Consider the following 18,587-nt stretch of genomic DNA (forward strand, 5'->3'; position numbering starts at 1 on the left):
ACGAACAGTGAGCCCTCAATGAAAATTTCCCGCGCCACCATCACCCTCATCGATGTTCCCTTGCTGGAACCCTTTGTGGTCTCCTATGCCACCTATGACTCAATGCCGAGCATCATCCTGGCCCTCGAAACCGACGACGGAACGATCGGCTACGGCGAAAGTGTCCCGGACGGACACATCACCGGAGAGACACCCGGGGGAGTGGTCGAGGCACTCAAGACCGAACTCATCCCAGCGATCCTGGGACTGGACCCACGCGACATCACGGCAGTCCACCAGCAACTAAACCGCGCACTCAAGGGCTGCGGTGCCGCGAAAGCGGCTGTCGACATCGCCTGCTGGGACTTGGTCGGAAAAGCTGCCGGCCGGCCGATCTACGCGCTGTTGGGCGGACGCCGGCCCGAACAACCCACCATCGCGAAGGTCCTGAGTATCCTTCCACCAGGGGTCCTCGCTGAGCAGGCAGCCCAGGCCCGAAGCCAAGGCTACCGCCACCTGAAGATGAAACTGGGCGGCGACGACGGCCTGGACATTGAACGGGTGCGCGCTGTCCGGTCAGCGATCAACGACGACCTGGCCATCCGCGTGGACGCCAACCAGGGCTGGTCCGATCCAGTCACAGCACGGGCAATGATCCGCGCCCTGGAGCCCTACCGGATTGACTGGGTGGAACAGCCGATCCTGCCGATGATATCGATGGCTTCAAGCTCCTCCGCCAGGACACCAGCACTTGTCTCATGGCCGACGAGTCCGTAGTCCACGCCGGCGACCTGGCCCGATTCGTCCAAGACCGATCAGTGGACATGGTGAACCTCAAACTCATGAAAAGCGGCGGCATCACCCCCTGTCACCGCCTGGCCACCCAGGCTGAACTCGGCGGCCTGAAAGTCCAGATCGGCTCCATGCTGGAAACCAGCGTCGCCTCCGCCGCCGGATTCCATCTCGCCCTCAGCCACCCCAACATCGTCTCCACCGAGCTCTCCGGCCCCATGAAATTCACCAAGGAACCCGGGAACCTCCAGTACGTCCTGCCCGAAGTGCACATCACAGAGGGACCGGGCCTGGGCATCGACGTCGACCGGGACGTTCTGGCGGAACTGACCGTGAGCGAATGCGAAATCAGCCGGTGACCCGCGAAGAGACGCGCCGTCGTCGTCTTCAGGAAATATGGACGCACTTGCACAACCACCCCGAACCCAGCATGAAGGAGTACGGCACCTCGGAGTACCTGGCCGAACTGCTGGGAACTGCAGGATTGACCATCGGCAAGTTCGGGACCATTCCCGGCTTCACCGCCGATGTTGGACAAGGCACGCCGCGCATCGGCCTCAGGGCAGACATGGACGCCCTGGTGCAGGAAGTAGCGGGAAAAACCGCAGTCGTCCACTCCTGCGGGCACGACGCGAACATGGCAGTTGTCGCTACCGTGATGCTCGAACTGGCAGAACAGGCAGAACAGCTGAAATGCGCAGTGCGCGCCATCTTCCAACCAGCCGAGGAACTCGGCAACGGGGCAGACCTCGTGGCAGCCCTCGGCGTGACGGACGGCCTGGAGTACCTGTTCGGTGTTCACCTGCGCCCGCAAAGTGAACTTCCGTCCCCCTTCCTGGCCCCGTCCATCTCGCATGGTGCATGCCTCTTTGCGTACGGCACGATCACAGGAGATGACCACCACGGGGCAAGACCGCACCTCGGGGCTAACGCCGTAGAGGTGGCACTCGAAATTTCGGCAGGGCTCAAGCGTCTCAAAGTCGATCCGCAGGTCCCCAGCTCCGCCAAGATGACCCTGCTGCAGGCTGGTGGAGGGAACCTCAACGTCATCCCGGGCAGCGGCACCTTCGGTGTGGACCTCCGAGCCCAAACAAATGAGGCTATGTCGACGCTCCACACGGGCCTCGTCGGGGTGTGCCGGTCAGTGGCCGCCTTAACCGGCTCGGAAATCAACCTCGACTTCCGGGACGCCGTGCCCGCGGCCATCATCGGAATCAAAGCTGAAGATGCCCTCGCATCTGCCATCACCGCGACATTAGGCAGCGATCACCTGCAGTCCGGAATTGTGACCTCAGGATCGGATGACTTCCACTTCTACACTCAAAGGAACCCCGCGCTCCAGGCTGCCATGCTTGCCGTCGGCGCAAACGTCCGACCCGGGCTGCACCACCCCTCCATGACCTTCGAAGCAGCAGCGTTGGAACGCGCCGTCGGCGTCCTCATAGAAGCCTGCAGCCGCGCCACGGCACCATCAGCTGTCGCCCGTTCCATAACTTGACCAAGAACCTCCGCTGCCTGAGTCAGCTGCCCGTCGTTGAGCCGGAATTGCGGCGGGGGTATCACCGCCAATGAGAAACAGCTTCGAGCCAGCGTTGAGAGATCAATAATGGGTCGGGGACCCAATAAATGTAACGGGGTCGTCATGTCGGTTTTTGCCGGTTCCGCCATGAGATGACGGAAAGGAGGTAGATGGCCGTGATTACGATTCTTGAAGCAGACGAAGACGATGATTGGGCGCGGGCTGTCGCCGCTGACCCGTGGTCTTGGAGCGGGAAAGGCAGGGAGCCGAGCGACGGCTGGGGTGTCCTCTCCTGCTCCGGTGCTACTGCCGTGAGGCAGAAAAAGGGGGTGTGGACAGTGTCCACACCCTGGGCTTCGGATCGGGTCGTACCGGTGCCGGATCGGGCCGGATTGCGGATGTTTACGGGGGAGTGGCGGGTTTCCAAGGGCTGGAACCCGGTTCGAGTTCCACCTCGGGCACAACATTCCTCCTCGTCAGAGGGGGTTTTTGCTCTAACGTGTGGACATTGACCCTGCCCGGGTCCCTCTGACGCTTGGTGCGGGCTGTTGCCTGGCCGCCGCGGTGGCCTGTTCGGTTGCGTGGTGGCGGGGTCAGGGCCCCTGGCCGGTAGGCCGTCCCCTTGCTGGGGTGTGGGGTCAAATGGTGTCTCCTTTCTGACCACCTCTGGTTGGCGTGGTTGGTCTTGTACCTATTCACGCCGTGAGATTGTGGTGATGACATGACCTGCGCCAAATATTTTCCAGATGCTTGGCCTCGATTCGCTGATTCTTAGGGCTTGGGGGGAGAGGCTGGCGCATGTTTGTCCGGCCAAAGGGGGTGTGTAAAATGTCCACACCCGTGTCCAGATGATGCCGTGGCTCATCGGTGACTCCCTCCGTGCCTACTTTTGCTGACACGAGTTCATGCAGCCACGTCCGCGACATAACATGACTGGCTTTAGTCCTGGCGCTTCATGGCTGAGACGGCTATCTGTGGGCGCGGGCAGGACCCGGGTCGTGGAGCCGCGGATTGCGTCGGGCCCGTCCGCAGCATGAAGGGTGTGCGGCACGTGGGTCCTTTCTCCGTGGCCGTGCCGGTCTGGGTGATCAGTCATACCTGTCCATCACTGCATGCCCGGTTTTCGACATGATTGCATGAGTGGGTTCTTACCCGGCGGTCTGATCGATTCCAGGCATTAGTTCGTCCACCCAGGTGCCTGGTCCCGCTCGAGCCGTTCGCCGCCGGAGACGCCTACGGCCGCACGCATTTCACAGTAAGTTTCGGACTTCTGGGTTCCTCCGCCCACAATGGAAATTGTGAGTGAAGACATCCCTGCAGGTGCTGGGCAAACTGCATTGCCGGGCCTCTCTGATGCGGCAGACAACGCCCTGAGGCGTGACCTCGAGGAGCTGCGTCGCGACAATGACAGGCTGCGGAAACTGTTGGAACTCACCGAGTCCGAGTCAAGAGCTCCGCATCGGGACCAGCCGGTCATTCCCGCCGTTATGCACCGTGGCCCGGTGAGTATGGATTCGTCTCCGGTGGAAAAAGTCCGCTTCTTCCAGGACTTGTTCCGGGCACGCAGCGATGTCTACGCGCTCCGGTGGGAAAATCCGCGAGATGGCCGTTCCGGTTGGGTTCCCGCGGTCGCCGGTGGCTGGCGTAAGGGTGCGAACATGGCCGGTGCCAGCTATCTGGCCCTCACTCCGGGGGTCGTTGCTGATCATCTGCGCGGGCTACAGCACATTGGCCTGTATCCCCTGACTGAACAGGACACCTGTTGGTGGGTAGCGGCGGATTTTGATGGCGGCGCAGCAATGCTGGATGCTTTGGCGTACGTCAAGGCTGCACGCTTCCGCGGTATTCCGGCGGCGCTGGAAGTGTCCCAATCTGGGCGCGGCGCCCATGCCTGGATCTTTTTCAGCACGGCCATCCCGGCGTCAACCGCACGCCAGCTGGGCACTGGTCTGATCCACGAGGCCATGGGATTGCGCGGCAGCATGAGCCTGGCCAGTTACGACAGGCTTTTTCCATCCCAGGACATCCACTCGGGCAAAGGCCTGGGCAACCTGATTGCTGCACCGCTGAACGGAAGACGCCGCCAGCACGGCACCACATTGTTCCTGGATACTACGACCCTGGAACCGTATGAGGACCAATGGGCGTACCTGTCCAGCCTGGACCGGCTCTCGGACCGGGAAGTCACCACACACATCCGAAGGCTGCCTGCCGTTAAGCTGGGTCACGAGGTTCGCCGGCTCGAACTGCCCCGATCGTCCAAGATCGTTCCTCGCCCTGCGCTCATCGTCCGCACAGTCTTCGCCTCACGCCTGACCATCAAAGCCGCGGACCTGGGGCCAGCCATGATTTCGGCAGTCAAGCATGCCGCATCGATGCCGAACCCAGAGTTTTACGAACGTCAACGCCAGCGCCGGTCGACCTGGAACATTCCGCGCTTTCTACGCAACTACGACGAAACCCTTGATGGCGACCTTATATTGCCTCGCGGGTTGCTGTCCCTATTGCATCAACTGGTCGAATCGAGTGGCAGCACACTGCGAATTGATGATCAACGCGCGGTCGGCACTGCTCACAGTTTCGAGTTCACGGCCCGTCTCCGCGGGGAGCAACTAGGCGCAATGGATGCCGCTACTGCCACGGAGCAAGGCATTTTGGTGGCTCCGCCAGGTACCGGCAAAACGGTCATCGCCTGTGCGGCCATTGCGCGTCGTGGCGTATCCACACTGGTCCTGGTTGACCGCAAGGCCCTGGCTGACCAATGGCGTAGCCGCATACACGAGTTCATGGACGAAAAGTGCGGCCAAATAGGTGGCGGGCGTGCAAGGACAACGGGACTCATCGACGTCGCGCTTTTGCCAACGCTTGCGCGGCGCAACAACGTTGCCGAGCTGACCGCCGGGTACGGTTTTGTCATCGTGGATGAGTGCCACCATGTCCCCGCCGCGGCGTTCAGCCACGTCATGAACGAGATCCCTGCGCGGTACTGGTTGGGGCTGACGGCTACACCGTACCGGCGGGACAAACTGGACTCGCTGATCTACCACCAGCTCGGCAAGATCACGCACACCATTTCGCCCCCTGCTCCGCAGCAGCTGCCACGCCACTCGCAGGAGATTGCCGAGCCGACGCTGGCTTTGAAGTTGCATCGGACGTCCTACGCTTACAATGGCGGCGCTGACCCCAGCGGGCCTGGCGGGATGTCCGCCATTTACAAGGACTTGATCGCCAACGAGGATCGCCTGCAGCAAATCTACGACGACGTCATGGCGGCTTACGAACACAACTCGCGAATCCTCTTACTGACGACCTGGAAAGCCCATCTTGATTCCTTCAGGTCCCGGTTCGAGGCATCTGGTCTGAAGCCGGTGGCCTTCACCGGCGCAATGAACGCAAAGGAACGGCATGCCGCCGTCGACCATCTTTCCAACTCCGATGACGCACAGCCGCTGCTGGTACTGGGAACCGGCTCGTATATTGGCGAGGGCTTTGATTGTCCGAAGCTGGATACCTTGTTCCTTGCGGCACCCATTTCCTTCAAGGGCAGGCTGGTCCAATACGCTGGCCGAGTTATCCGACCATACCCAGGAAAAACGATCGCGACCGTTCACGACTACCATGACGAGTCCACTCCGGTGCTGGCAGCTTCACTGAACAAGCGGGCGCCGGGGTACGTCTCGCTCGGGTTCACTGATCCGCGGAAACTATCAAGCACGTGAGGCCGTCATCCCCGCAGGAACAGTCTTCGGTGACCTTGCGACGGCACAAGCCGCCAAATGGTCCTCCTCGACGACTATGGGTCGGAAGAGAAGGACTGCGTACTTGACGTACCTGGTGTACGTACGGATGATTGATGTATGAGCACCCCCACACACGACACGGTCGGTGGACATGTCTACGGGTTTACCCAGGCGCGGGATTCGTTGAAGATGATCCTGGATTTCAGCGAGCGGGGAGGACTGTCCACAATACGGCGGCCCGACCGGGCCACGGCCGCCGTCGTCAATGGCGAGAGCCTGCGCCGATATCTGGAATTGACGGTCGTCGCCAATGTCCAGGTCGTGAGTGAAGACGGAGCATGGGCTGTCTTCATGCCAGGGCAGCCTTTTGCCGCTGAGGCCACGGAGCTGAGTGAAGCCCTGGCGGACTTTGTCGATGCTTTGCGAGACTACGCGGAGGATTGGGAGGACCATTTGCACGCGGCGCCCAATCACCGCGAGAACTGGGCCTTGGTTCAGCTCATTGACCTGTCCACCGATGAGCAATTGACCGCCTGGCTCACCGGCTCGGTGGCATGAGCGTCCGACGCGTAGGCGGACGGGACGACCATGAGAAGTTCTGTCTAACCGAGCGCTGGGAGTTGGTGACGAATGCCCGCGGGAAACCAGTGCGTCATCACGCGACCTACCGGTTGATTCTGCAAGATGGTCGGATCCTGCGGACCCGGATATCCCGCCCGGTGGATCGAACAATGTATTCGAATTCGACATGGAACCATATTCTCCAAGACCAGCTTGAGGTCAGTGAGGATGAGTTTTGGGCATGTGTCGATGACGGAGTACTGCCTGGCCGCGGAATGGCAGCCCCTCGCACTTCGGCTATTCCCCTAGCGCTGGTCTGGCAACTCACCCACACTGTTGGAATAGATGAACGAGATGTTGCCGGGATGACGAAAGAGCAGGCCATTCAGGCGATCAATGATTACTGGATGTCGCAAGGGGACGGACAGGACGACTGAGACGGTTGCCCGGTTGGTCGGACGGGGCGCATTTGCCATAGCGGGACATTCGTGTCCGTGAAGAAAGTGGTGTGCTCAAAGTGCACACTTTGGCCGTCGGACTGGGTCGTACCTAGGTCGGTTCGGGTCGGATTCCGCATGTTTCCGGGGGAGTCCAGTGTTTGCGTGGGAGGGAATGCGGTTCGAGTCCCACCTCGGGCACGTGTTTTCACTGTTCAGGGGCTTGTGGTCCTCTGAATGTGTACAAATCTCCTTTATGGGCCCCGGGGCCCATTTTTGTTGGTGGCCGTTGCGGTCTGGCGGCTCCTTCTTTTGACGTGGACAGCGGTGTTGCTGGGTACACCTTCATGGCTGGGAGCGCTTGGAAACTGCATGACTTGCTGTGACTTGGGATCAAATTCTCATGATCGTCCCTGTCGGCGGCCGGAACTCCTGTCCTCGATGATGTTCTCGAGCATCGGGTAGGGGCCGGGCGAACCTATCGAGTTTGGTGACGATCAGGGTGCCGCCGGCCCGGACGGCCGCCAGGGCTTCGTTCAGTCCCGGCCGTTCCCGTTCTCCGGTCACGCCGTGGTCACCATTGATTAGGCCCTCGAGGACGCCCAGACTCGTAAGTGCCTTGCGCTGCGTTGTTAGGTCTTGTTGGTTGGTGGAGACCCGGGCGTAGCCGGAGATCTGCGCGGGCAGGTGCAACTATCGCGATTGTCCAAGTAGAGCGGGACAGTATTGCGGGCGGGATGTACGAGAATCAAGGGTCCCAGCAACTGTGTCGGGTTTTCTCGCAGAGCCAGTGCGGGCCGAGGATGTCGCGATGGGGGACCGGCATGCGGGAAACGGTGAGCCCGAACGCCCCGCCTGGGACCTGCACCACCCGGAACTGGCACCGCAGCAGGTCCCGGCAAAGAGCCCGGCGGGAGCTCATGGGCTGCGCGAAGGAGGTGTCGTGGCCATGGAGTTGTTCGTTGTCAGTTCGGCTTCCCAGTCGTTGAAAGCTCCGTTGATTGCGGGGTGCCGTGCCCTAGAAACTTGGACGGCGTGAACCCGTATGGGAAGTCCCCACTCTTGCCAGGTCAAAGGAGAACCGCGCCCCTCAATGGGGAGCGCGGGAGGCGTTCGGCGTGCTCAGAAGGACAATTTTGGGGGTGTGTTCGTTGTCCACACTTTCGGCTTCGGACTTGGTCGTTTGTGGGTCGGACACCGGCGGACGCGTTGCTCAGGTATGCTCCGAAAATGATTGGAAGCGTTGACGAGGTAGTGGTGGATTGCCAAGATCCAGCCACACTCGCTGAGTTCTGGGCCACTGTCCTTGGCGGAACTCCCGTGCATCGAAGCAATGAATGGTCGTTCATCGATCCGCCGGGATGGACGCGATTAGCCTTCCAGCGCGTGCCCGAGACGAAGCAGGTGAAGAACCGCCTCCATATAGATGTGCACGTGGATGACGTGCCTGGCGCTGCCGCTGCGGCGGTAGCCCTTGGCGCTGTAATGGTTGGCGCAATCCATGCCGATTCAGTGGGCACATTCCAGGTCTTGCAGGATCCGGAAGGCAACGAGTGGTGTGTCGTTCGCTCAGCCGCCGATTGAGACACAGGTCGTGGCGATTGGCGCGGCCTGCGGAATCGGCGGGGTTACCTCGGTTGAGCATTCGCGCTGCCCGCACTGCATAGGTCAGGCTGTCCATTTAGAGCGCCTATTCGAGCCGCGCGCCCTTCCTCCGCCACCTCTGAGGTGGCTGTTGAATTCGGCGCCGGAGTCATCGTGGCCGCCACTGCATTCAAGCTTCCACGCTCGAGGATCAGCCTCTGTACGTGCCGGTAAGTCCGTTCCCTCCATGCGACCATTCAGCTCCGAGCGCCGTGTCATTCTCCGATCGCGGGGCGTAGGCTGAGCACGATCCACTACCCGGACCTGGCGCTTCGGCCGTGGCCACCACAGGAAGGCAGCATCGATGGAGATGATCGTCAAGGACAACTGGCACAGGCTCAGGCCCGAAACGCGGCAATGGCTGGTCGACAACCCGGGATGCCTGATCCTCCCGCGCACGATGGTGGCCACCATCTGTGAGGCGACCGGCGGAAGCGCCGACTGTGACCAGCACGGCGAGATTACGCTCTCACAGGAAGACCGCGATTTTATCCGGTCCCGGGCAGGCCAGATCACGGCAACCGGACCGGACGAGCGTTTCTTCGACGCAACACAGCCCTGAAAGGCAGGCCTTCCAGAGTGCCCCGGGGAACACCGCCGACTTGCCGATTTTCGGGACGGCGGCAGCGGGGGGTGCGCGAGGGCGGAGCCAATTGGCCGAGGTGTGCCGTGTCCTTGTCAGCGTCCCGGCGCAGAGCTACCGTGATGCCGGCGGAGGCAGGATGATGGGGCCTGCGTTGAATGCGGCTTCCTCTATGTCCACCCGGCCAATGTGTGTGGATGTACGCCTCGGCGTCAACCGAACAACTCGGTGACGTGCCCCTGGAGGTGTATCCGCGCACCAGGGTCCGGCGCCGCGGCGGCGGCTTCCAGATGGAAATACTGGACTGACTTATGCCCGGCCGGAAACTGGATGTTGAACATTGACCGTCGTGACATTCACGTACTCGGACAGGAACCTTCGCTGGGTGACGGGCGGATTGTTCGTTGTGTGCGCCCTCGCGTTCGCCGCGGCAGCCACCACACGTTCGGTAACGTTTGACTGGCCGGACATCCTGCGGGAGCCGGCCAGCGTGGTGCTGGCGGCATTCGCAGCCGACGGTCCCAGGTTGGTCTGGATCTGGTTTGCGACGGCCTGGGCGTACGGGCTCCTTGCCGTACCGGTTCTGCTACTGCCCGCGGCGCTCGGCCTCCGCCAGGATCCGGTCCTGCGGGTCGCCACGTACGCAGGTGCCGCCTCGGTGCTGCTGTCTCTCATAGGATTCCTGCGTTGGGTGTTCGTCGTTCCGCCCCTGGCCGGCTCCTATGTCAGCGGCGACGCCACGACACGGGCGGCCGTGGACGCCGCCTGGACCGCCCAACATCAGTTCGGCGGAGCGCTGCCGGGGGAGCATCTGGGTCAGTTGCTTGTCATCGCGTGGTCGGTCACACTCTGCGTGATCATCCTGCGCAGCGGGGTCCTTCCGCGCTGGCTCGGTGCCGTCGGACTCGCCGTCAGCATGATCTACCTGCTGAATCAGGGCGACATCATTGCCACCGCACTCCCGGGCTTCCCCGTCTGGGACCTTGCGGGCCTCCTCGGCAGCACCGGCTGGGGGTTGTGGGTGGCTGCACTCGGCGTCAGCATCGTGGTCTCGCCGGCCCGCCGTGGAACRGCGCCCCGGCGAGACGGCCGGGGTAGCAGCAGCGTGAGCACGGGACTGCACGTCATCTTCGGTACCGAAGCCATCGGGCTCGCCACGTACGACGCCCTCCGGAGCCGCGGCCGGACCGTCCGGCTCGTGAACCGGTCAGGACGAGCACGCGGTCCCAACGACGTGGAAGTTGCCGCCGGGGACGCCAGCGATACCGCATTCGCCGCCGAAGCAGCCCGCGGGGCGCCGTCGTTTATCAGACCCTGAACCCGCCATACCCTGAGTGGAACACACAGTTCTAAGCCCTGCAGTCCGGGGTACTGGCCGCCGCCGAAGGCACCGGCGCCCGTCTGGTCAGCATGGAGAACGTGTACATGTACGGCCGCCCCGATGGACGTCCGCTGACCGAAGAGGGAACACCCCTCGATCAGGCCATCGCCGAAACACTCGTGGATTGCGGCGCTGACGAATTCCCGCTCGTCCGATAGCCCTCCAGAAGGGGAACGCGCCGTTCCGGGGATAGGGCTGTCTCCCTGTCCGATTCGGGGCCGCTGACGACGGCTCAGGGGCGGCTCAGGTCAACTTGGTCCGACCCGTTAGGCGCAGGTGTTCCGGGAGGGATCGGGCGAGCCTGTCGAGTTTGGTGATGACAGGCGTGGCGCCATCACTGACCGCGGCGAGGCTTCGCGCAGGCCCGGGCGGGGCACGCGCCAACTTGTGAGCCCGGTATCTGAATGGGATTTTTCGCGGTGGGGGGAACGGGCAGGATATGTTGTGGTGGCGGACCGGCTTACGGGGCGGCGGTGGACCTCCGACTGGTGCGGGGGCCGTACGCCCTGACGCGACTGCATGAAGAAGCGGCGTGGTGAGTGCGATTGTTGGACGAAGTCCTCCCGACAACGTCCGCATCGACCTTTGGGCGATGCCGGAGTCGTGGCCTGGTTGTATGCCAAATCGCGGCTTTCGACCCATGGCGGCCCCGCGGGCGTAGCGGGGCTCGCCCTAGCCGGCAGCAGGCAGTTGATTTCCACCGCGGGCCACACTGCCGCCGCGCATGACCAGCGCCCCGCCCGTCATCCGCTTTCCGGAACGGCTGTGGGTACGACGTTGCGGTTCACCCGGAACTGGTTTCCCGGGTCATATCTGCGTTTGATGTCCACGAGCCGCGCGTAGTTTGCGCCGTAGCTCGCGCGGACACGCTCCTGGCTGTCGTCTGCGGTCTGGAAGTTGATGTAAGTGCGGCCGGTCGCGAAGGGGCGCTGCCGCTGCCAGGCGTCGCGGATCCACTGGCGGTACGCGTCCGCCCGGGGCTCGTTCGGCTCCCACATGCCGTTGACGCCGAGCACATACTGCGCGTTCCGGTTCCCGACCGCGCCGTCGTCCTCGGCGCGTTCGTTGAGCGCTCCGCCGAGGTGGAGGAACCCCAGCTCCGCGCCCGGGACCGGACACTCGGCGAACTGGTCCACGACGGTCGCGAGGAGCCCGTCGCTGAGAGCGGCGACGAACTCGGTCTTCCAGTAATAGTGCAGGCCCTTGGGCTCACCGTCGTCGAGGTAGGACTGGATCTGGGTATACGGCTGCTCGCAAAGCAGGTCCACGATGGGTTTGCCGAGCGCGCGGATCGGCGCGAGCACCTCGTCGACGCGGTCAAGCTCACCGGTGTAGCAGACGGTCATGGCACAGATCTTCCTGCCCTGCCACTCCAGCGGGATGAACGGCTCCGGTGGCGCCTGCATGAGGAGCAGCCACACGGCAAGCTCCCGGGGCGCGTCGCCCGTCATTGTCCGGTAGGCGCGGAGGATCTCATCTGTCCGCTCGGAGGGCCAGGCGATGAAGCCCCCGAACACGATTGGGCCGACGGCATGCAGCCGGAACGTGAAGCGGGTGACGACTCCGAGGTTGGCCCCGGCTCCGCGCACCCCCCAAAACAGGTCGGCGTTTTCGGCACGGTTGGCGGTGCGGATCTGACCGTCAGCTGTAACGATTTCGACCTCTTCCAAATTGTCGACCGTCCAGCCGAATCGGCGGGTCAGATAGCCGAGGCCGCCACCGAGGGCCAGTCCTGCGACGCCAACCTCGGAGATGAAGCCAAGCACGGTCGCCAACCCGTATTCCTGTGTGGCCCGGTCCACGTCCTGCAGCAGACATCCCGGACCGACCCGTGCGAGCCGGGCTTCCGGATCGACGCTGACGGCGTTCATTCCGGACATGTCGAGCATCAATCCACCTTCGGCCACGGCTGTTCCGGCGATATTGTGGCCGCCGCCCTTGATGCTGAGCAGCAGGCGGTTGTCCCGGGCAAAGGAGACGGCAGCCGCGACGTCCTGTGCAGACGCGGCCTGGACCACCAGCGCGGGGGCCTTGGCCACATCGGCGTTCCACAGCATGACCGCTGCCGCCCAGCCGTCAACGCCGGGCCGCAGGAGCGGCCGTCCAATGCCGGAGGCCAGTCCCTCCAGTTGGTCGTCCTTCAGGTGAACCGCGCCGCCGTCGAGTCCGGCGATCACGGTTCGCCCGCCGTTGGACTCCCTTTCCACCAGGTGCCTTGACATTGTTTCGCTCCATTCAGGCTTGTGTCGCTGCTGCTTGTGCACACGAGATTAGGCAGCGGTGGCCACGCGGCGCATCGGTAGAATTGCCCAATTCCGCACCCGGTAATTCAGGCCACGGGCTTACCGCCCTGAATGAGTCCATGCTCGTAGGCGAAGGCAGTAGCTTGAGAGCGTGATGATAGGTCTAGCTTGGTGAAAATGTTGCTGACGTGGCGTGCCACTGTCCGCTCGCTCAGGAACAAGTCGGCAGCAATCGCCCGGTTCGTTTGCCCGCTCGCGACCAGGCGCAGCACCTCCCTCTCGCGGACCGTCAGCGGGATTTCGCTCCCGTGGCCAACTCCTGGCTGCAACGTGTCTATCCTGGCCACATCCGGCAGGGCGCCCAGCTCTTGAAACACCCACCGGGCGGCGTCGAACTCCATTTCCGCCGAGTGTTCGTCTCCGAGGCCGCTGCATGCCAGTCCCATCAGGACCCGGACACGGGCCGCTTCATATGGTGCGTCGAGTTCCTGCCAGTCCGTCCAGGCGCGGCGCAACGCCGCCATTGCAGACTGCGAATGCCCCTCTGCGACGAGTACGGCTCCAGAGGCCTGCGCCGCCTGCGCGCCTAGCCACGACCCGCCGAATCCCTCCGCGATTCCCTGGAGTTCGTCGGTCGCCGCCCGGGCGGCCGGCACATCACCTGCCGCGAGCATAATATCGACACAAGGGCCGAGCAGCTTGGCGCGGTCCACACTGTTCCCTGCTTCGCTAAGCGACCGGCGAATGGCCGCGGCAGCCGCCTCGATTTGCCCTTGGACAAGCCGAAGCAGCGCGAGTCCTGGCTGCGGGTCCCGCACCCATCGGCTGGCATGCAAGTAGGCCGCCTCGGCCTTTGCATATTCGCCGCACAGGCGATGCAGTTCGCCCAGTTGGTAGTACGCTGCGCCGAGTGCGGGCTGGTCCGGCGGGTCGGCCAGCCGCCTGCAGGCGGCCTGTACGGCAATCACGGCATCCGTCCAGGCACCATGGAGTTGCAGGATCTGGGCCCGGTGCACTTGGCACTGCCCTCTGTACGGGACCAAATCCGGTTGGGCCGCGCACCAGCGGCTGAGAGCCGCCGTCCAGTCCTGCGCCCGAGGCAGGTCGAACACGTCAAAACACGCCTCGATCACGGCGCAATATACGATTCCGGCAGCGACTGGGGACACTTCCCCGGCAGTGACAGGGACGATAATTTCGTCCAGCAACTCTACGGCCCGGGTCGTTTCACGCGCACCTACCAGGGACTGCGCGAGCCCGAGCCGGGCCAGCGCCATCAGATCGGGGTCACGGAAGCGGTCGCCTGAGTCAGCGGCAAGGCTGAACGTGGCGCGCGCAGTTGGTACGTTGCCCTCCGCCAGGCTTTCGAGTCCGGCCAACACTAGGACGTATCCCTGCTCGGCACAGTCATGTCCGACGTCGTCGAGCAATCGGCGGGCGCGCGCGAGCCAGGCCCCGGCCCGGGCGTTCTCGCCGCCCAGCACGAGGTGTATTGCGAGCCAAACCCCGCACCGGGCTGCGCCGGAGCGATCCGCACGACGCAATCGCTCTCGGTGCGCGCGTGCCAGGACCTGTTCGCCGACGTCGTCCCTGCCTATCAAGTAGGCTGACGTGGCGAGCAATTCGAGATCATCGGGTTCCAACCGCACGCCACGGTCTGCGGCTGACAGCTCGGCAAACGCATTCGCCCATGCCTGTCTCCCGAAAGCAGTCCGCCCTATTTCGAGCGTGCTGGCGGCCATAGTCAAACCCTTCACCGCTGGGATCGTGTCTACGGTGCTGACAATGGTCATGGCTTCGGTCTTGACGTACACCGTGGAGTCCTATGACATTGAGGATCCTCTTTGGAAAATTCCGTGGCAACAGCAACGCCAGCGCGCCGTGGGGCCAGTGAGGCGTCGGGAGCCACTCGCAGGTTTCCAGCCCCTGGCCGTTATGCCGGACGGTCAGGGGTGTACCGGCCAGGGTGAACCGGACGTCCACTGCAACGTCGGGGGCTGTTCATTCGTTGCTCATGGTGCGCGCTCTCCCAAGTTCCTGTTCATCTGATGAGGACGCCGTCACCCGATCGGCCCAGGCACCAATCGAGCGCCGTGAAACGATCCAGTTGACGTACCTTCGCGGGTCGGCATGCCAGATTGCGCCGCTTGCGACCAGCAGTGATCATTTCTTCTCTCGCGGCCGCTGTCCCGACGGCATCCTAGCGGCGGAGCGGATGTTCGAAGGGCCGGGTCTTAGGATTGGGCGTATGAAGGTCGGTAGGCTCCGGGCACGCTCAGGGCGGAGACGGCAATGACGGGTGACAGGGATCGGGATGCTGCAAGGCGCCCGCGGCAGGCCCGGCCGCGTGACGCTCTTGGCCGGCCGCTGGCGTACGGGAGCGTTGGCGTCGAGCCGGTCTCGGAGGAGCCGCTGCCGCCGGCGGAGACGTTGGTTGCGGCCCGGAGTCTGGTGGAGGCAGGCCGGCCCTTCGCCGCTCATGAGGTACTCGAGGCCCGGTGGAAAGCCGGGCCGGCCGAAGAACGCAACCTTTGGCAAGGTCTCGCCCAGATCTGCGTCGGGCTCACCCACGCCGCCCGGGGGAACAGCATTGGTGCGATCCGGCTCCTCGAGCGCGGTGCGGCCCGCCTAGAGGAGTACGGTTCCGGCGACGGGCCGACCTACGGGCTGGACTTGTCCGCCGTTGTGAGGTGCGCACGTGACCGGATGCGCACCGGCCACTGACCGGCGGCCGGCATCCCCGCGGCAGGCGGCGGAGGCACTAATTCCGGGGGACTGCGGAGAGTTTGCTTGACCATTGGCCTGTCCAATAAGCGGGTCGTTCAGCGGGAGCGGGTTCTCCTGGGCACGACCTTCCGGTCCGTTTCGGCGACGAGGAAGACATCGATCGAATCCTCGTGCTCGTGGACGAATCCGGTGCGTTCGTAGAGGCGTCTCGCCGGGCTGCCTTGGAGGACGTTGAGCCGGAAAGGCCGGTGATCGCGCTTCGCCTCCAATACGTGGCGCAGCACCGCGCTCCCCAGACCCTGCCCTTGATACTCGGGGGCCAGATAGAAGTGTTCGATCCATTTCTCATCCGATTCGGGGCGGACAGCAATGACACCCGCCGCGGAGGCTCCGACGTCGATAACAAACGTATGCGCCGGGTGAAAGCCCGTGAGGAAGCGCTGTCTGACGCGCACCGGATCCCAGCGTCCGAGGCGCTCGAGATCGGGACGCATGACTTGAGCGCGGAGCTCGGCAATCCATGATGCGTCAGAGGGAAGGCTTTGGCGCAATGACCAGACGGGAGGCATGTAGCCATTGAAGCTGAAACTACCCGGTACGACGAAATCGAGCAGGATCCCCGCCCCGTAGCTGAAGAGTGCCATCTGAACGACTGAACCACTCTCGCAACAACGGGCCAAGATCCGCCTGGTTCCCGGGGCGGGATGACCATCCAGACCGTGAAGTGGTTGTGCGGGATCTTCAGTTCCATCGCGCGTTCAAAGAGCTCAACTGCCGTCGGGCGGAGCTGTCCGCCGGGAGGAACTGGAATCCTGGGCAGAAGGTGCCGTCGTCGATGAATTAGTTTTCCTCCGGACCTGACGTTGCCAGTTGTGGACAGGGCTGGGGAGGAGAGTGGACGTCCTAGCGAGGCCAGGTTGCCGGACGGAGCTTCAACGTCCTGGACGGCACGGTCAACGGCAACGGAAGCCGGTTCCATAGTTTTGGCAATAGTGTCAGCGACAGGATCTTCCAAACCCAGCAAGCTCAGAGCTGAAGCTGTCCCAGAGTCACCGCCTGCCCGTCCCGGTTGCAGCGTCCATGCTGCCCACCTATGGGCCCCTTCGGATCACTTCCGCGTTGCGTGATAGCCGCTATCGGCACGCGTCGGGGCATCACCGCGGGCACCGGCCGTGGATGACCGAGCTGGTGGAGCAGGCCAAGCTGCGCAAGGAAGCTTAGCGGAACGAGCGGCCCGTCAGCCCTCTTCGGCAACCTCGGCATGCCACCTCCTGCTCACCCAGGCGGGGAAACGGTGCAGCAGCAAACCCGCTGGACCGGTAGATGACGGGGGTGCATTCATGGATCAGGCGGTGTCAGCGCCAGTGCTTGAGGGCGGTGAGGACCTCGCCGTTAGGTGGTCCACCCGATAAGGGAACCTGCCTTATTAAAGTCATAGGCACGGCGGGAGCTCTCTGGTGTTCAGGGAGTTCCCGCCGTGCGGATGGTGTTTGTGGTGCGGGTTCGTCCCTGTCAGTCCTGGCGGACGTTGCTGGGGTCGACGTTCCGGGCGGCGAAGATGAGCAGGCCGGAGGCCAGGATGGGGAGGACGCCCCACCATAGGGTGGCGTTGATCCAGCCGGCGCCGGCGGCGAGGGCGGCGGTGATCAGCAGGCCGCCGATGATCGCTCCGACCTGGCCGGAGGCGTTGATGATGGAGCTTCCGGTTGCCCGGGTGTGGACGGGGAAGCTTTCGCCGGTGAAGAACAGCAGGGCGGAGAAGGGGCCGATGAGGAAGAACAGCCCGGCGCTGTACAGCCCGATGATGAGCGGGAAGTTCCCGTTCGGTGCCTGGAGCATGGTGAAGAAGGAGGCGGAACACAGGATCCAGCCGATTCCGATCGCGTTGCGGCGCCCGATCCGGTCGCCGAGCCAGCCGTGGAACAGGTAGCCGGCGAAGGCCGTTGCATTGGAGATGATGAGTACCAGCAGCGCGTTGTCGAACTCGATGTTCTTGCCGTCCGGTGCGGTAAGCAGCGACGTGCCGAGGATCGCGAATGCAAGGACGCCGAGCCAGTTCAGGAGGAAGGCTCCGCCGATCGTCAGGGTGGACCTCAGCGACTCTCCGCGGAAGACCGAGACGAGTGGGCTGGCCTTCTCCGAGACGTCGATTCCGTATTTGCTTCCGAGCTGCTGCGCCTCTTCGATCCGGCCGTCCTTGATCATCTTGTCGATCTGGTGACGGTGGGCGAATTGGGGGCTCTCCTTGAGCCAGCGTCCGGCGATGACGATGAAGACGGCGGGGAGGGCGGCGACGGCGAAGCAGAGCGCCCACCCGCCGATGGGGAACAGCAGGTAGACGGACCCGGCAGCAAGTACGGAGCCGACCGGCCAGCCGGATTGGACGAGTGAGTAGATGAGACCGCGGCGGCGGGCCTTGGCGGGATCGCTGTTGTGGGCGAACATCTCGTTGAGGTAGGCCGCGTTGATGGCCTGTTCGGCGTAGCCGAGGCCGGCCAGTGAACGCACGAGGACCAGGAAGACGAGTCCCAGGCCGGCAGCGATGCCCACAACCCAGCCGACAGTGGCGGTCAGCAGTGAGGCGACGGCGGCACCGACGACGGCGATCAGGATGCCCTTGCGGCGGCCGATCCGGTCGACGATCGGGCCGATCCCGAAGGCCACGAGTGCAGTGCCGGCGGTCACCCAGGTATTGATCCCCGTGGACTGGGCCGCGCTCAAGCCGAGGTCTGCGGCCAGCACCGGCAGGAGGTTGCCGAACAGGACGAAGTCATAGACGGCGAAGGTCCAGGCGAAGAAGCAAATCCAGGTGGCCAGCCGGACGTCCTTGGGCGTGACATCAGACTCGACAAATTGAAAGGTTGGGGCAGTGGTCATAACGGTTCCTAATTCACGGGGATGGTGGGGGTGTGATCAGTAGGGAACGAAGGGGGCGGCCTGGAGACCAGCGTCAATAACTGGCTCCAGGCCGCCCCTTTTAC

At 63.5% G+C, this 18,587-nt stretch carries 15 protein-coding genes and 1 pseudogene; 11 read left to right on the top strand and 5 right to left on the bottom strand.

The features are described 5' to 3' along the window. Nucleotides 1-18: 18 nt before the first annotated feature. The 6 genes from AC1D2F_RS19560 (at nt 19) to AC1D2F_RS19585 (ending at nt 7,028) form a co-directional block, all read left to right on the top strand. Nucleotides 19-756 carry a mandelate racemase/muconate lactonizing enzyme family protein gene (locus AC1D2F_RS19560; protein WP_476967522.1) on the top strand — a complete coding sequence of 246 codons (738 nt, stop codon included), beginning with the start codon at nt 19-21 and terminating at the stop codon, nt 754-756. Further along, nucleotides 738-1,130, top strand: coding sequence for an enolase C-terminal domain-like protein (locus AC1D2F_RS19565; protein ID WP_476967523.1), 393 nt, complete (start codon nt 738-740; stop codon nt 1,128-1,130). The genes AC1D2F_RS19560 and AC1D2F_RS19565 overlap by 19 nt, the downstream gene beginning before the upstream one ends. Beyond that, nucleotides 1,112-2,269, top strand: coding sequence for an amidohydrolase (locus AC1D2F_RS19570; protein ID WP_364744612.1), 1,158 nt, complete (start codon nt 1,112-1,114; stop codon nt 2,267-2,269). Before AC1D2F_RS19565 ends, AC1D2F_RS19570 begins: the two co-directional genes overlap by 19 nt. Nucleotides 2,270-3,588: 1,319 nt before the next feature. Next, nucleotides 3,589-6,009, top strand: a complete 2,421-nt coding sequence (locus AC1D2F_RS19575) for a DEAD/DEAH box helicase (RefSeq protein ID WP_229996134.1) — start codon at nt 3,589-3,591, stop codon at nt 6,007-6,009. A 138-nt stretch (nt 6,010-6,147) separates the two neighbouring features. Then, nucleotides 6,148-6,588 carry a hypothetical protein gene (locus AC1D2F_RS19580; RefSeq protein WP_229996133.1) on the top strand — a complete coding sequence of 147 codons (441 nt, stop codon included), beginning with the start codon at nt 6,148-6,150 and terminating at the stop codon, nt 6,586-6,588. Between the two features lie 173 nt (nt 6,589-6,761). After that, the gene (locus AC1D2F_RS19585) at nt 6,762-7,028 is read left to right on the top strand and encodes a hypothetical protein (RefSeq protein ID WP_476967524.1); all 267 of its coding nucleotides are present in this window, start codon (nt 6,762-6,764) and stop codon (nt 7,026-7,028) included. A 447-nt stretch (nt 7,029-7,475) separates the two neighbouring features. Here AC1D2F_RS19585 and AC1D2F_RS19590 read toward each other — a convergent pair. Then, nucleotides 7,476-7,715, bottom strand: a pseudogene (locus tag AC1D2F_RS19590) (recombinase family protein); the annotation flags it as partial. A 543-nt stretch (nt 7,716-8,258) separates the two neighbouring features. On the opposite strand from AC1D2F_RS19590, the gene AC1D2F_RS19595 reads away from it, so the two are divergent. From AC1D2F_RS19595 to AC1D2F_RS19610, 4 genes are all read left to right on the top strand, one after another. Then, the gene (locus tag AC1D2F_RS19595; protein WP_229996169.1) at nt 8,259-8,612 is read left to right on the top strand and encodes a VOC family protein; all 354 of its coding nucleotides are present in this window, start codon (nt 8,259-8,261) and stop codon (nt 8,610-8,612) included. Nucleotides 8,613-8,976: 364 nt separating this feature from the next. Next, on the top strand, nt 8,977-9,234 hold the full coding sequence (locus AC1D2F_RS19600; RefSeq protein ID WP_229996170.1) for a hypothetical protein: 258 nt from the start codon (nt 8,977-8,979) through the stop codon (nt 9,232-9,234). Nucleotides 9,235-9,604: 370 nt separating this feature from the next. Beyond that, nucleotides 9,605-10,573, top strand: a complete 969-nt coding sequence (locus AC1D2F_RS19605) for a DUF4386 domain-containing protein (RefSeq protein WP_229996171.1) — start codon at nt 9,605-9,607, stop codon at nt 10,571-10,573. 92 nt (nt 10,574-10,665) lie between these two features. Next, nucleotides 10,666-10,794 (top strand): hypothetical protein, encoded by a 129-nt coding sequence (locus tag AC1D2F_RS19610; protein WP_476967525.1) that lies wholly within the window; start codon nt 10,666-10,668, stop codon nt 10,792-10,794. 585 nt (nt 10,795-11,379) lie between these two features. On the opposite strand, the gene AC1D2F_RS19615 is transcribed toward AC1D2F_RS19610, so the two are convergent. Together AC1D2F_RS19615 and AC1D2F_RS19620 are read right to left on the bottom strand one after the other, a co-directional pair. After that, nucleotides 11,380-12,858: an FAD-binding oxidoreductase gene (locus tag AC1D2F_RS19615; protein ID WP_364746193.1), complete on the bottom strand. Its 1,479-nt coding sequence runs from the start codon at nt 12,856-12,858 to the stop codon at nt 11,380-11,382. 107 nt (nt 12,859-12,965) lie between these two features. Next, nucleotides 12,966-14,693: a helix-turn-helix transcriptional regulator gene (locus AC1D2F_RS19620; RefSeq protein ID WP_364746196.1), complete on the bottom strand. Its 1,728-nt coding sequence runs from the start codon at nt 14,691-14,693 to the stop codon at nt 12,966-12,968. A gap of 478 nt (nt 14,694-15,171) precedes the next feature. On the opposite strand from AC1D2F_RS19620, the gene AC1D2F_RS19625 reads away from it, so the two are divergent. Continuing rightward, entirely contained in the window at nt 15,172-15,603 is a 432-nt protein-coding gene (locus tag AC1D2F_RS19625) for a DUF309 domain-containing protein (protein WP_229994289.1), read from the top strand. A 98-nt stretch (nt 15,604-15,701) separates the two neighbouring features. On the opposite strand, the gene AC1D2F_RS19630 is transcribed toward AC1D2F_RS19625, so the two are convergent. After that, on the bottom strand, nt 15,702-16,175 hold the full coding sequence (locus AC1D2F_RS19630) for a GNAT family N-acetyltransferase (protein WP_229994315.1): 474 nt from the start codon (nt 16,173-16,175) through the stop codon (nt 15,702-15,704). 943 nt (nt 16,176-17,118) lie between these two features. After that, nucleotides 17,119-18,483, bottom strand: coding sequence for an MFS transporter (locus AC1D2F_RS19635; protein ID WP_229994290.1), 1,365 nt, complete (start codon nt 18,481-18,483; stop codon nt 17,119-17,121). Nucleotides 18,484-18,587 lie beyond the last annotated feature (104 nt).

The sequence above is a fragment of the Arthrobacter sp. P1_B3 genome (assembly GCF_056406615.1).

Bases quoted from the DNA above. Each gene is read 5' to 3' on its own strand.
- AC1D2F_RS19580 (WP_229996133.1), top strand. From the start codon at position 6,148: ATGAGCACCCCCACACACGACACGGTCGGTGGACATGTCTACGGGTTT.
- AC1D2F_RS19565 (WP_476967523.1), top strand. From the start codon at position 738: ATGGCCGACGAGTCCGTAGTCCACGCCGGCGACCTGGCCCGATTCGTC.
- AC1D2F_RS19595 (WP_229996169.1), top strand. From the start codon at position 8,259: ATGATTGGAAGCGTTGACGAGGTAGTGGTGGATTGCCAAGATCCAGCC.
- AC1D2F_RS19560 (WP_476967522.1), top strand. From the start codon at position 19: ATGAAAATTTCCCGCGCCACCATCACCCTCATCGATGTTCCCTTGCTG.
- AC1D2F_RS19610 (WP_476967525.1), top strand. From the start codon at position 10,666: ATGGAGAACGTGTACATGTACGGCCGCCCCGATGGACGTCCGCTGACC.
- AC1D2F_RS19615 (WP_364746193.1), bottom strand. From the start codon at position 12,858: ATGTCAAGGCACCTGGTGGAAAGGGAGTCCAACGGCGGGCGAACCGTG.
- AC1D2F_RS19570 (WP_364744612.1), top strand. From the start codon at position 1,112: ATGCGAAATCAGCCGGTGACCCGCGAAGAGACGCGCCGTCGTCGTCTT.
- AC1D2F_RS19635 (WP_229994290.1), bottom strand. From the start codon at position 18,483: ATGACCACTGCCCCAACCTTTCAATTTGTCGAGTCTGATGTCACGCCC.
- AC1D2F_RS19625 (WP_229994289.1), top strand. From the start codon at position 15,172: ATGACGGGTGACAGGGATCGGGATGCTGCAAGGCGCCCGCGGCAGGCC.
- AC1D2F_RS19630 (WP_229994315.1), bottom strand. From the start codon at position 16,175: ATGCCTCCCGTCTGGTCATTGCGCCAAAGCCTTCCCTCTGACGCATCA.
- AC1D2F_RS19585 (WP_476967524.1), top strand. From the start codon at position 6,762: ATGTATTCGAATTCGACATGGAACCATATTCTCCAAGACCAGCTTGAG.
- AC1D2F_RS19600 (WP_229996170.1), top strand. From the start codon at position 8,977: ATGGAGATGATCGTCAAGGACAACTGGCACAGGCTCAGGCCCGAAACG.